We start from the raw sequence: 13,399 nt of genomic DNA, 5'->3' as shown, positions 1-13,399 counted from the left end.
CGCCTAGCCGTCCCCGAGCTTCTTGTAGAAGCCGCCCACGATGGGTGCCACGATGGCCCGGGGAGCGTACTGACTGGCCACCGACATGGCTTTCGAGGTCAGGCCGGGAACGACGCGCATCTTGTTGCGGGCCAAGGCGTCCAATGAAACCTGGGCGGTGTGTTCGGTGGAGATCCACAAGAAATCGGGTACCAGCCGTTCGACCAGCGAGGCTTCACTGGCGTCGGGCAGGTCGGTGCGTACCGGCCCCGGGGCCAGCAAGGTGACGTGCACTCCGGAGCCGCGCAGCTCACCGCGCAGCGATTCGCTGAAGGTGTTTGCGAAGGCTTTGGTGGCGGCATAGGTCGCGTTGTAGGGGATCGGCGAGTTGCCGGCCGCCGAACCGGAAATCAAGATCCCGCCGGCCCTGCGCTCGATCATGCCCGGCAGCACCGCCAAGGTGAGGTCGTGCACGGCGACGGCATTGAGCTGCACCTGCGCCTTTTCGCCCGCCGGGTCCAGCGATGCGACCGGACCGAACGTCGCGGTGCCGGCGTTGGCGCACAGGATCGAGATGGGTCGCGCGGCGAGTTCGTCGGTCAGCTTGGTGCGTTCCTGTGGGTCGGCGAGATCTGCCGGCCGGACTTCGACGGTGACGCGGTACTTGTCGGTCAGCCGGGCGGCGAGCTCGTTCAGCAGCGATTCGCGGCGCGCGGTGACGATCAGGTTGTGCCCCCGCGCGGCCAACTCGGTGGCCAGCGCTTCGCCGATGTTTTGCGAAGCTCCGGTAACAACGGCACGTGCGTCGGGACTGGGCGCAGGTATCGGCATGAGCCAATCGTAGACAGTGGCCTTTTCACAACGACCACAAGCGCAGCGGAGCCGACGCAGCAGGTCGCGGCCAATCGCGAGATAGAGTGCCGGGCATGACCAACCCGGCCACCGGAACGTTTGTGCGATCCCGGGTGGTGGCATGGGCGCTGTGGGACTGCGGGTCGACCGGTTTGAACGCGATCGTGACGACCTTTGTGTTTTCCGTCTACCTGACCAGCATGGTGGGAGAGGGGATGCCCGGAGGCAGTGACCCGGCCAGTTGGCTGGGTCGAGCCGCGGCCGCCGCTGGCCTGACCATCGCGTTGCTGGCTCCGCTGGTCGGCGTATGGGTGGAATCCCCGCACCGCCGCCGGGTGGCCCTGGGCGTACTGACCAGCGTCACGGTGGCGCTGACCTGCGCGATGTTTTTGATCCATGACAGTCCCGGATACCTGTGGGCCGGGTTGGCATTGCTGGCCGCGACCGCGGCATGCAGTGACCTGGCGAGCGTTCCGTACAACTCGATGCTGCGTCAGCTCTCCACGCCGACGACCGCCAGCCGGATCTCGGGTTTCGGCTGGGCATCGGGATACGTCGGCAGCGTTGTGTTGCTGATATTGATCTATCTGGGCTTCGTGGCGGGCAGCGGCGCCCACCGCGGCTTGCTGCAGTTGCCGGCGCATGACGGCTTCAACATCCGGGTCGCGATGCTGCTCGCGGCGGCTTGGTTAGCCGTGCTGGCCTCGCCGCTGTTGCTGGTAGCCCACCGACTCCCCGATGTCGGCACGGTGCCGCAGCCGGCGACGAGAATGCTCGGTGCCTACCGAAAGCTGTGGGCCGACATCAGTTCGGAATGGCGTCGCGACCGCAATCTGGTCTACTTTCTGATCGCCAGCGCGATCTTCCGGGACGGCCTGGCGGCGATGTTCGCCTTCGGGGCGGTACTGGGCGTCAACGTCTACGGGCTGACTCAAGCCGATGTACTGCTGTTTGGTGTGGCCGCAAGCGTGGTGGCCGCGGTCGGGGCGGTGGTCGGTGGGTTTGTTGACCATCGGGTCGGATCCAAGCCGGTCATCGTCGCATCCCTGGCCTCGATCTTGATCAGTGCGATCGTTCTGATGGTGCTGTCGGGAGCGACGGCTTTTTGGGTGTGCGGGCTGCTGCTGTGTCTGTTCATCGGACCGTCGCAGTCGTCGGCGCGCGCTCTGTTGTTGCGCATGGCACCGCACGGCAAGGAGGGGGTGGCCTTCGGCTTGTACACGATGACAGGCCGCGCCGTGGCGTTCCTCGGGCCGTGGCTGTTTTCAATCTTTGTCGACATCTTCAGCGCGGTCCGAGCCGGACTGGGCGGCATCTGTCTGGTGCTGGCGGTGGGACTGGTGGGAATGCTGGTGGTGCGTGTTCCGCGGCACGGCGGTGTCGTCGTGACCGAGACGACCTAGCCCGAGGCGTCGCAGATGGTCAAGCCGACCCCGGTGCGCTGGCGGACCTGAACACCGCTCACCGTCACCGAGCAGGTCACGTTGTGGCCGATGTTGACGATGGTGACGCTCGCCGGATGGTTCGCCGACCGCGACAGGCTCACCTCTTTGCTCCAGGGCAGCGCGACATTGAATTCGGTCTGTATGACGTCCCCGGTGTCCATGTAGGTGACGCTGATCGCGCGGCCTTCGCCGGTGACGGTGTACACGACGGTCTGCATCGCACCGGCGGTAGGCGTCGTGGTCGGTGTCGCCGAACCGCTGGTCGTTGTGGGCGCCGGGCTGCTGCTGGGCGTGGGTGAGGTTCGCGTCGTGGGGGGCGCGATTGTCGAGCTTGGCCCAGCGATCGGTGGCAGCGGCTCGAGGGCGGTCTGGTTCTTGACTGAGATGTTCGCGATCACCAGCGCGATGACCAAACCGATGACCAGGACCACCGCCGCGCCGGCCGCGATCCACAGCCAGCGCGGTGTCTTCGGGCCTTCCGGCGGTGGCGGTCCGTCGCGCAGCACCTCGCCCGGCTGACCCGGGTTCTGTTGCCAATACTGTGGCGGCAATTGCTGAGTGGGGTTGGCCTCGTCGTAAGGACCCGGAGCCCACTGCGGAACGTGACCGCCGTATGTCGGCGCATAGGGCGCTTGGTCGGCGTAGGCCGGATCGGCGGGCGGCGTGTTTACCGGACCCTGCGGCCAGCCTGGCCCGGGCCCCGGTTGCGGGGGACCATACCGCAGGGGTCGACGCGGATCGTTCATCCCCACCTCATGGATTGAAGGGTACCCAAGATCTACGTGGCCGTGATGCCAGACCGGTTTTGTACCCGGTTGCCCCGGGCCGCCCCGCTCGCCATGTCCGCGAGCGAGCGCTGCGGCATTGCCTCCCTAGCTCACCACGACTCCGCCAAGAGCTTAGGTGCCGATGCCGAGCGCGCGCTCAGCGCGGCCCGTGATGTGAAGGCGATTGTGGCTGCGCGGCGCGGCCGGCGTTAGGCTCCCACGTCGACCGTTAGCGCGGCGACGGTCATCGCCCGCATCACGGCGCGGGAATGGGGTGCACACGCCGACTTGGTATCGGCTGACTTCATGCTGTGTGGCGTGGAATTGAGCAAGCCGAACGCGGCGTGCGCCATCAGCCGGGCGTCGGATTCGGCCAGGCCGGGATCCAGTTGGCGCAGCACGCCCACCCAGATCTCCACGTACTGCCGCTGGGCTTTGCGCACCTGGCGTTCGGCCGCCGCGGGCAGGTGCCCGAGGTCGCGGTCCTGGATCCGGATGAGGTCCGGTTCGCCCAAGGCGAAGTCGAGATGGAAATCGATCAAACCGTCCAGAGCGGCGGCAGCGTCATTGCTGTTGGTGGTCACCTGACGGGCACCGGCGAGCAGCCGGGAGCTGATTCCGACTAGCAACTCGACCAGTAGTGACTCTTTGTTGGGGAAGTGCCGGTAGATCGCAGGACCGCTGATACCGGCCGCGGCGCCGATGTCTTCGAGTCGTACGGCCAGAAAGCCGCGCTCGGCGAACAGTCGCTCGGCCGCCGATAACAGCTGCAAACGCCGATCGGACTTTTGCTGGCTGCGACGATTCGGGGTCGCGGTCTGCTCGTCCGGGGCGGACGCTGCCATGACGGCCTCCGTCCAACTCGTCCTGGACACTTCGGTTAATCGTCACTAACGTAACACGAGTTAGTCGATATTAACTCCGCGTGATGCAAATAGACGGAGGGGCCGTGGCAACCACCGCTGCCGCAGACCAAAATCAGCTCTCCTATGACCGTGGTCCCATCGTGCCCGCCCTACTCGAGATGACCATCGGCGCAAATCTCGCCGCTACCGCGTCCCAGTGTGAAAGCCGCGACGCCCTCGTCGATGTCCGTTCGGGCCGTCGGTGGAGCTACGCCCAGCTTCTAACCGACGTGCGCCAATTGGCGACGGGCTTGGTGAGGGCGGGGATCGGCCGTGGCGATCGGGTCGGGATCTGGGCGCCAAACCGCTGGGAGTGGGTGCTGGTCCAATACGCGACCGCGGAAATCGGAGCCATCCTGGTCACGATCAATCCTGCCTACCAGGCGCGCGAGTTGGAGTATGCATTGCGCCAATCCGGCGTCGCGATGGTGATCGCCGCTTCGGGTTTCAAGGGGTCGGACTACGCGGCGATCTTCGCGGAGGTAGCGCCGGGGTGTCCCGAACTGCACGATGTCGTGTTCTTAGACGGCGATGGCTGGGCGAAGTTGGCCGGATCCGGTGCCGATTTGGTTGCGCTGCAGGAGATTGCCACCACACTCAGCGCCGACGATCCCATCAACATCCAGTACACCTCTGGCACAACGGGCTTTCCCAAAGGTGTCACGCTGAGCCATCGAAATATCCTCAACAACGGCTATTTGGTGGGTGAACTGCTCGAATACACCGCCGAGGATCGCATCTGTATCCCGGTGCCGTTCTATCACTGCTTTGGCATGGTGATGGGCAATCTGGCGGCTACCAGCCACGGCGCCTGCATGGTGATTCCGGCACCTGGGTTCGACCCGGCTGCGACTTTGCGGGCCGTGCAGGCCGAACGGTGCACCAGCCTGTACGGCGTCCCGACGATGTTCATCGCCGAGCTCGGACTGGCGGACTTCGCGACTTATGACCTGAGCAGCCTGCGTACCGGCATCATGGCGGGCTCGACCTGCCCGGTCGAGGTGATGCGCAAAGTGATCGACCAGATGCACATGGCCGGGATCTCCATCTGTTACGGCATGACCGAGACATCGCCGGTGGCGACCCAGACTCGCAGCAACGATTCCCTTGAGCGACGCGTCGCGACGGTGGGGCGGGTGGGCCCGCACCTGGAGATCAAGGTGGTCGACCCGGCGACCGGTCGGATCGTGCCCCGCGGCACCGCCGGTGAGTTCTGTACTCGGGGCTACTCGGTGATGTCTGGGTACTGGAAGGCTCCGGAGCGGACCGCGGAGGTGATCGACCCCGAGGGCTGGATGCACACCGGCGATCTGGCGCTGATGGACGAATGCGGATACGTGCAGATCACGGGCCGGATCAAGGACATCGTGGTGCGAGGCGGGGAGAACATTTCGCCGCGTGAGATCGAGGAATTCCTCCACTCCCATCCCGATATCGTCGACGCCCACGTTGTCGGGGTGCCCGACGAGCGGATGGGCGAGGAGCTGATGGCAGTGGTCAAGCTGCGTGCCGGGGCGCCAGAGTTGACCACCGACCGGTTGCGCGAATACTGCGCCGGCCAAATCGCCAAATTCAAGATCCCGCGATATTTGCGGCTCGTCGACGAGTTCCCGATGACTGTGACCGGCAAGGTTCGCAAAGTTGAAATGCGCCAACAGGCGATCGAGTACCTCCGTGGGCAGCACTGAGCGTGCGGGTACGCGCTCTCTTTACGTGCTGGGCGGGGCAGTGGTATTGTCAAGCTTCGGTTAATCAAGATTAACTGAAAAAATCTCAGCCCGAGCCGATAGCGAGGAGACTCTGCGGCAATGGACAAGGTAGTGGCCACCGTCGCGGAGGCGGTGGCAGACATAACCGATGGGGCGTCGCTGGCGGTCGGGGGATTCGGCCTGTGCGGCATTCCGGAAGCGTTGATCGCGGCGCTGGTGGATAGTGGTGTCACTGACCTCGAGACGGTGTCGAACAATTGCGGTGTCGACGGCGTCGGGCTGGGTGTGTTATTGCAGCACAAGAGAATTCGCCGAACAGTTTCCTCCTATGTGGGGGAGAACAAGGAGTTCGCGCGTCAGTTCCTTTCCGGCGAACTCGAGGTGGAACTGACCCCGCAGGGCACGTTGGCGGAGCGGTTGCGCGCCGGTGGTATGGGCATCCCAGGTTTCTACACACCGGCCGGTGTTGGTACCCAGATAGCCGACGGCGGCCTGCCCTGGCGCTACGACGCCTCGGGCGCGGTCGCGGTGGTGTCTCCTCCCAAGGAGACTCGCGAATTCGATGGCGTTACTTACGTTCTCGAGCGCGGGATCCGCACCGATTTCGCGCTGGTTCATGCGTGGAAGGGGGACCGGCACGGCAATCTTCTGTATCGCTACTCTGCGGCGAACTTCAACCCCGAGTGCGCTCCGGCGGGCCGGATCACGATTGCTGAGGTCGAGCATCTTGTCGAGCCCGGCGAGATCGACCCGGCCACAGTCCACACCCCGGGCGTGTTCGTGCAGCGGGTGGTGCATGTGCCCAATCCCATCAAGCGGATCGAGAAAGAGACGGTGCGGCCGTGAACCCGCTGGCGACGATGCAGAGCGAAGCGATGAGGAGGAGCGGCGCCAGATGAGCTGGAGCAGAGACGGCATGGCCGCACGGGTGGCCACCGAATTCGAGGACGGGCAGTACATCAATCTCGGTATCGGAATGCCCACGCTAATCCCCAACCACATTCCCGAGGGCGTCACCGTTGTCCTGCACTCGGAGAACGGAATCCTGGGTGTCGGCCCCTATCCCATTCGCGAGGAACTCGACGCCGATCTGATCAATGCGGGCAAAGAGACGGTGACCACGCTGCCCGGTGCGGCGTTCTTCGGCTCGTCCACCTCGTTCGGAATCATCCGGGGCGGCCACTTGGACGTCGCGGTGCTTGGGGCCATGCAGGTTTCGGTGAGTGGCGATCTGGCCAACTGGATGATCCCGGGCAAGATGGTCAAAGGAATGGGCGGCGCGATGGACTTGGTGCACGGCGCGCGCAAGGTGATCGTGATGATGGAGCACGCCGCCAAGGACGGCAGCCCGAAGATCCTGGAGAGATGTACGTTGCCGCTGACCGGGGTGGGTTGCGTCAACCGGATCGTGACCGAACTCGCGGTCATCGACGTTTGCCACGACGGCCTGCACCTGATCGAGACCGCACCGGATGTCTCGGTGGAGGAAGTTGTCGCGAAAACCCAACCGCCCCTTGTGCTCGATGATCTGGTCGCCCGGTGACAACCATCGCCGCGCCATCATTTGCCGACGAGCATCGCCGGCTGGTCGCCGAATTGAACACCAAGCTTGCGGCTGCGGCCCTGGGGGGCAATGAACGTGCCCGCGAACGCCATGTCGGTCGCGGCAAGCTGTTGCCGCGCGAGCGGGTTTATCGCTTGCTGGACCCGGGCAGCCCTTTTCTGGAGTTGGCCGCGCTGGCGGCGAACGGCATGTACGGCGACGAATCTCCGGGCGCGGGGATCATTACCGGGATCGGCCGGGTCTCCGGGCGGGAGTGCGTCATCGTCGCCAACGACGCGACGGTCAAGGGCGGCACCTACTACCCGATGACGGTGAAAAAGCACCTGCGTGCTCAGGAAGTCGCACTGCAGAACCTGCTGCCGTGCATCTACCTGGTCGACTCCGGCGGGGCATTCCTGCCCCACCAGGATGAGGTTTTCCCGGACCGCGAACACTTCGGACGGATCTTCTACAACCAGGCGACCATGAGCGCCAAGGGGATTCCGCAAGTGGCCGCGGTACTTGGTTCGTGCACGGCCGGCGGCGCCTACGTGCCGGCGATGAGCGACGAAGCCGTCATTGTCCGCGAGCAGGGCACGATCTTTCTGGGCGGCCCACCTTTGGTCAAGGCGGCCACCGGCGAGATCGTCACGGCCGAGGAACTCGGCGGCGGCGACCTGCACTCGCGGGTATCCGGCGTCACCGATCATCTGGCCGACGATGACGAAGACGCGCTGCGGATCGTGCGTGCGATCGCGGCCACCTTCGGCCCACGGGAACCCGCGCAATGGGAGATCGGCCCATCCGTTGAACCCAAGCACGCTCAGACCGAGCTCTATGACGTCGTGCCCCCGGATCCGCGGGTGCCCTACGACGTGCACGACGTCATCGTGCGGCTGATCGACGGCGGCGAATTCAGCGAGTTCAAAGCCAATTACGGCAAGTCGCTGGTGACGGGGTTCGCGCGCATCCACGGACATCCGGTCGGCATCATTGCCAACAATGGCGTCCTGTTCAGCGAATCTGCGGTCAAGGGAGCGCACTTCATCGAGCTGTGCGACAAACGCAAGACCCCCCTGCTGTTCCTGCAGAATATCGCGGGCTTCATGGTCGGCCGCGACTATGAAGCGGGGGGCATCGCCAAACACGGCGCAAAGATGGTCACCGCCGTGGCCTGCGCCCGGGTGCCGAAGCTGACCGTGGTGATCGGCGGATCCTATGGGGCGGGTAACTATTCGATGTGTGGGCGGGCGTACTCGCCGCGCTTCATGTGGATGTGGCCGAACGCGCGGATTTCGGTGATGGGCGGCGAGCAGGCTGCCTCGGTGCTGGCCACCGTGCGTGGCGAGCAACTTTCCGCGTCCGGCAAGCCTTGGTCGTCCGACGAGGAAGAGCAGTTCAAGGCGCCCATCCGCGAGCAGTACGAGAACCAGGGCAATCCTTATTATTCGACCGCACGCCTATGGGATGACGGCATCATCGACCCGGCCGACACGAGAACCGTTGTCGGACTTGCTCTGTCGGTGTGTTCTCACGCACCCCTGGAATCGGTCTCCTACGGCGTCTTCCGGATGTGACTCATGTTTGACACCGTCTTAGTGGCCAACCGCGGCGAGATCGCGGTGCGAGTGATCCGCACCCTGCGGCGGCTGGGGATCCGCTCGGTTGCCGTGTACAGCGACGCCGACGCCCGGGCCCGGCACGTGATCGAGGCCGACACCGCGGTGCGGCTGGGTCCCGCCGCGGCGCGGGAGAGTTACCTCGACATCGGCAAGGTGATCGATGCGGCGGTACGCACCGGGGCCCAGGCGATCCACCCGGGCTACGGGTTTCTTTCCGAGAACGCCGAATTCGCCGCGGCATGTGATCGCGCCGGGGTGGTCTTCCTGGGGCCACCCGCGGGCGCGATCGAGGTGATGGGCGACAAGATCGCCGCCAAGAACGCGGTCAGCGCCTTCGACGTTCCGGTGGTGCCGGGCATCGCGCGACCCGGACTGACCGACGATGACCTGATCGCCGCAGCCGACGAGGTCGGATACCCGGTGCTGGTCAAGCCCTCGGCCGGCGGCGGTGGCAAGGGCATGCGCATGGTGGAGGAGCCGGCGCGGCTGCGTGAGGCGCTGGTCAGCGCGCGGCGGGAAGCGGCATCCGCGTTCGGTGACGACACCCTGTTTCTGGAGCGGTTCGTGTTGCGTCCCAGGCACATCGAGGTGCAGGTGCTTGCCGACACGCACGGCAACGTGGTGCACCTCGGCGAGCGCGAGTGCAGCCTGCAACGGCGCCACCAGAAAGTCATCGAGGAGGCGCCGTCGCCACTGCTGGACGCCCCAACCCGGGCGCGGATCGGAGCCGCGGCGTGTAACACCGCCCGCAGCGTCGACTACGTCGGAGCCGGCACCGTGGAATTCATCGTGTCGGGAGATCGCCCGGATGAGTTCTTCTTCATGGAGATGAACACCCGACTGCAGGTGGAACATCCGGTCACCGAGGCGGTGACCGGGCTAGACCTGGTCGAGTGGCAGCTGCGGGTGGCCGCCGGCGAAAAGCTCGGGTTTGCCCAAGACGACATCGAGCTAAATGGGCACGCGATCGAGGCACGGGTGTACGCGGAGGACCCCGCACGGGGATTCCTGCCCACCGGTGGCCGGGTGCTGCAGGTGGCCGAACCGAGCGGCACAGGTATCCGGGTGGACTCGTCGCTGCTGGCCGACACCGTGGTGGGCAGCGACTACGACCCGATGCTCTCCAAGGTGATCGCGCACGGAGCCAACCGTGAGCAGGCGTTGGAGCGGCTCGACCGGGCGCTGGCCCACACCGCGATCCTGGGTGTGCAGACCAATGTTGAGTTCCTGCGTTTTCTGCTGGCTGACGAGCGCGTGCGGGCGGGAGACCTCGACACCGCGTTGCTGGACGAACGCCTGGCCGATTTCGTGCCGTTGGCGGCACCCGATGATGTGTTCGCCGCTGCCGGCCTGTATGTCCAACATGCGCTATCGCGCCGCGCCGCCGGCAGTCTCTGGGGCGCGCCCAGTGGGTGGCGTGTCGGTGGGGTAACGGCACCGGTGCGCACCGCGATGCAGACCCGGTTGCGGACCGAGACGGTATCGGTGTTCGGTCTGCCGGAGGGGGCCCAGGTCCAGGTCGGCGATGGCGAGATGCTTTCAGCGAGTGTGCAGCTCGCGACCGGCGTGATGAGCGTGACGGTGGATGGCCTGCGTCGCGACTACCGATGGGCGGAGGCGGAGCGGCACCTGTGGATCGCCGACGGTCGCGGGACCTGGCACATTCGCGAGGCCGAGGAGCACAAGATCCACCGTGCGGCGGGGGAGCGCCCGGCCGAAGTCGTCAGCCCGATGCCCGGCAATGTGATCGCGGTGCAGGCCGAGTCCGGCACCGCGGTGTCCGAGGGCGACGTGGTGGTGATCATCGAGGCGATGAAGATGGAACACCCACTGGTCGCGCCGATTTCAGGCCGAGTGGAGGTGCTTGTGGCCGTCGGCGATCAGGTCAAGGTCGAGCAGGTGTTGGCGCGGTTGATCCCCGACACCGAACAAGCCCAGAGCAAGGATTCAGCCGAGAGCAAGGATTGAAAGATCATGACGACAGCGATCTCCGCAGGAACATTACCCAAGGAATATCAGGATCTGCGCGACACGGTGGCCGACTTCGCGCGGTCGGTGGTTGCGCCGGTATCGGCCAAACACGATGAGGAACATAGCTTTCCCTACGAAGTCGTGGCCAAGATGGGTGAGATGGGGTTGTTCGGCCTGCCGTTCCCCGAAGAATACGGGGGAATGGGCGGGGACTACTTCGCGCTAGCCCTGGCGCTCGAGGAGCTCGGCAAGGTTGACCAGTCGGTGGCGATCACCCTGGAAGCGGGTGTGGGTCTGGGCGCCATGCCGATCTACCGATTCGGCAACGAGGAACAGAAGAGCAAGTGGTTGCCGGATCTGCTGGCCGGGCGTGCGCTGGCCGGTTTCGGGCTCACCGAGCCTGGCGCGGGCTCGGACGCCGGCAGCACCCGCACCACCGCACGCCTCGACGGCGGCGAATGGATCGTCAACGGCAGCAAGCAGTTCATCACCAACTCGGGCACCGAAATCACCTCATTGGTCACCATCACCGCCGTCACGGGGAACATCGCCGACGGCAAGAAGGAGATCTCGACGATCATCGTGCCCAGCGGCACGCCGGGATTCATCGTGGAACCGGTCTACAACAAGGTCGGCTGGAACGCGTCGGACACCCACCCGCTGAGCTTCGATGACGCGCGCGTGCCGGAAGAGAATCTGCTCGGAATCCGCGGCAAGGGCTACGCGAATTTCCTATCCATCCTCGACGAGGGCCGAATCGCGATCGCTGCCTTGGCGACAGGTGTCGCTCAGGGCTGTGTCGACGAAAGCGTCAAGTATGCCAAGGAACGTCAGTCCTTCGGCCAGCCGATCGGTTCCTATCAGGCGATCAGCTTCAAGATCGCGCGCATGGAAGCTCGGGCGCACGTGGCCCGCACCGCGTACTACGAGGCTGCCGCAAAGATGTTGGCGGGCAAGCCCTTCAAGAAGGAGGCGGCGATCGCCAAGATGATCTCCTCGGAGGCGGCGATGGACAACGCCCGCGATGCGACGCAGGTCCACGGCGGCTACGGCTTCATGAACGAGTACCCGGTGGCCCGTCACTATCGCGACAGCAAGATCCTCGAGATCGGCGAGGGCACCACCGAGGTGCAGCTGATGCTCATCGCCCGTTCACTGGGCCTGTCGTGAGCGAGCAGGCGCCCGCCGGCAAGTCGGTTGTGCAGCGCGGCTTGTGGTTTGAAGAGTTCGAGATCGGTACGACATATCTGCACCGGCCCGGCCGTACGGTCACCGAGGCGGACAACGTCTTGTTCACCACGCTGACGATGAACACCCAGTCGCTGCATCTGGACGCGGCCTGGGCCGCCGAGCAGCCGGGTTTCCGGGGTGAGCGGCTGGTGAACTCGATGTTCACTCTGTCAACGCTGGTGGGGTTGTCGGTCGCCCAGCTGACGCTGGGCACCATTGTGGCCAATCTCGGCTTCTCCGAGGTGTCTTTCCCCAAGCCGGTCTTTCACGGCGACACCCTGTACGCCGAGACGGTCTGCGCCGGCAAGCGTGAGTCGAAAAGCCGGCCCGGAGAAGGCATCGTCACCCTCGAACACACTGGCCGCAACCAGCACGGCGATGTCGTCGCTCGCGCGGTGCGGACCACACTCGTGCAGAAACGGCCCAGTGAGGAGGCGAAATGACGCTGCGTGCCGCTGGTCCGGCCTGGTTGTTCTGCCCGGCGGACCGCCCGGAACGCTTCGCAAAGGCGGCGGCCGCCGCCGACGTGGTGATCCTCGATCTCGAGGACGGTGTGGCCGAAGCACAGAAGCCTGCCGCGCGCCAGGCGCTGCTGGACACCCCGCTGGATCCGGAGCGAACCATCGTGCGCATCAACGCGGGCGACACCGATGAACAAGCCCACGATTTGGAAGCCTTGGCGGGTACCGCCTATACGACGGTGATGCTGCCCAAGGCGGAGTCGGCCGCACAGTTGGCGCTACTTGCACCTCGCGACGTCATTGCGCTGGTGGAGACCGCGCGCGGTGCGCTTTTCGCCGCGGAAATCGCCGCCGCCGACAACACCGTCGGCATGATGTGGGGCGCCGAGGATCTGATCGCAACCCTGGGTGGCAGCTCCAGCCGACGCGGCGATGGCTCCTACCGCGATGTGGCTCGCCACGTGCGCTCGACGACTCTGCTCGCGGCGTCAGCATTTGGTCGGCTGGCGCTGGACGCGGTGCATCTGGACATCGGCGATATCGACGGTCTGCAAGCCGAGGCGATCGATGCGGCAACGGTGGGTTTCGACGTGACGGTGTGCATCCACCCCAGCCAGGTCGAGGTGGTGCGCAAGGCGTATCGCCCCGACGAAGAGAAGCTGGCCTGGGCGCGGCGTGTGCTCGTCGCAGCACGCACCGAGCGGGGTGTGTTCGCGTTCGAAGGGCAGATGGTCGACTCCCCGGTGCTCAGGCACGCGGAAATGCTGCTGCGGCGGGCCGGGGAATCTGTCCCCGCGTGACGGTTGCTGATTTCACCCCAGTCGTGCTCGACGGTGCGGCGGTCCGCCCAGTGATACTCGGCGATCGCCGCTAGGGCGACACGGCTGCGCGATTTCGCAATCGCCGCGGCGTCTT

12 protein-coding genes are annotated in these 13,399 nt (G+C 65.4%); 9 read left to right on the top strand and 3 right to left on the bottom strand.

Annotation, left to right across the window (positions count from 1 at the left end; genetic code table 11):
- Positions 1-3 precede the first annotated feature (3 nt).
- A complete protein-coding gene (gene cmrA, locus CCUG20998_RS19035) occupies positions 4-810 on the bottom strand; it encodes a mycolate reductase (protein ID WP_020730183.1) in 807 nt (268 codons plus the stop codon).
- 95 nt (positions 811-905) lie between these two features.
- Here cmrA and CCUG20998_RS19030 point away from each other — a divergent pair, with 95 nt between their 5' ends.
- Entirely contained in the window at positions 906-2,234 is a 1,329-nt protein-coding gene (locus tag CCUG20998_RS19030; RefSeq protein ID WP_036456226.1) for an MFS transporter, read from the top strand.
- Here CCUG20998_RS19030 and CCUG20998_RS19025 read toward each other — a convergent pair.
- Both CCUG20998_RS19025 and CCUG20998_RS19015 read right to left on the bottom strand, forming a co-directional pair.
- The gene (locus CCUG20998_RS19025; protein ID WP_036456227.1) at positions 2,231-3,022 is read right to left on the bottom strand and encodes an MmpS family transport accessory protein; all 792 of its coding nucleotides are present in this window, start codon (positions 3,020-3,022) and stop codon (positions 2,231-2,233) included. The two genes, CCUG20998_RS19030 and CCUG20998_RS19025, sit on opposite strands and share 4 nt — an antisense overlap.
- A 230-nt stretch (positions 3,023-3,252) precedes the next feature.
- Positions 3,253-3,888 (bottom strand): SACE_7040 family transcriptional regulator, encoded by a 636-nt coding sequence (locus CCUG20998_RS19015; RefSeq protein ID WP_020730186.1) that lies wholly within the window; start codon positions 3,886-3,888, stop codon positions 3,253-3,255.
- 179 nt (positions 3,889-4,067) lie between these two features.
- On the opposite strand from CCUG20998_RS19015, the gene CCUG20998_RS19010 reads away from it, so the two are divergent.
- From CCUG20998_RS19010 to CCUG20998_RS18975, 8 genes are all read left to right on the top strand, one after another.
- Entirely contained in the window at positions 4,068-5,636 is a 1,569-nt protein-coding gene (locus tag CCUG20998_RS19010; RefSeq protein ID WP_240642865.1) for an AMP-binding protein, read from the top strand.
- Between the two features lie 120 nt (positions 5,637-5,756).
- On the top strand, positions 5,757-6,503 hold the full coding sequence (locus tag CCUG20998_RS19005) for a CoA transferase subunit A (protein WP_020730188.1): 747 nt from the start codon (positions 5,757-5,759) through the stop codon (positions 6,501-6,503).
- Positions 6,504-6,552: 49 nt separating this feature from the next.
- Positions 6,553-7,200 carry a CoA transferase subunit B gene (locus CCUG20998_RS19000; protein WP_020726040.1) on the top strand — a complete coding sequence of 216 codons (648 nt, stop codon included), beginning with the start codon at positions 6,553-6,555 and terminating at the stop codon, positions 7,198-7,200.
- Positions 7,197-8,777, top strand: a complete 1,581-nt coding sequence (locus CCUG20998_RS18995; protein ID WP_020730189.1) for a carboxyl transferase domain-containing protein — start codon at positions 7,197-7,199, stop codon at positions 8,775-8,777. The genes CCUG20998_RS19000 and CCUG20998_RS18995 overlap by 4 nt, the downstream gene beginning before the upstream one ends.
- A 3-nt stretch (positions 8,778-8,780) precedes the next feature.
- Positions 8,781-10,790, top strand: a complete 2,010-nt coding sequence (locus CCUG20998_RS18990; protein ID WP_020730190.1) for an acetyl/propionyl/methylcrotonyl-CoA carboxylase subunit alpha — start codon at positions 8,781-8,783, stop codon at positions 10,788-10,790.
- Between the two features lie 6 nt (positions 10,791-10,796).
- Positions 10,797-11,963 (top strand): acyl-CoA dehydrogenase family protein, encoded by a 1,167-nt coding sequence (locus CCUG20998_RS18985; protein WP_020730191.1) that lies wholly within the window; start codon positions 10,797-10,799, stop codon positions 11,961-11,963.
- On the top strand, positions 11,960-12,466 hold the full coding sequence (locus CCUG20998_RS18980; protein WP_020730192.1) for a MaoC family dehydratase: 507 nt from the start codon (positions 11,960-11,962) through the stop codon (positions 12,464-12,466). Before CCUG20998_RS18985 ends, CCUG20998_RS18980 begins: the two co-directional genes overlap by 4 nt.
- Positions 12,463-13,284, top strand: a complete 822-nt coding sequence (locus CCUG20998_RS18975) for an HpcH/HpaI aldolase/citrate lyase family protein (protein ID WP_020730193.1) — start codon at positions 12,463-12,465, stop codon at positions 13,282-13,284. The genes CCUG20998_RS18980 and CCUG20998_RS18975 overlap by 4 nt, the downstream gene beginning before the upstream one ends.
- Positions 13,285-13,399: the final 115 nt, after the last annotated feature.

This window comes from Mycobacterium marinum (genome assembly GCF_003391395.1).
GTDB classification, from domain to species: domain Bacteria; phylum Actinomycetota; class Actinomycetes; order Mycobacteriales; family Mycobacteriaceae; genus Mycobacterium; species Mycobacterium marinum.
Note: the sequence above shows the minus strand (reverse complement) of the source record. Positions and strands in the feature narration are given on the sequence as shown.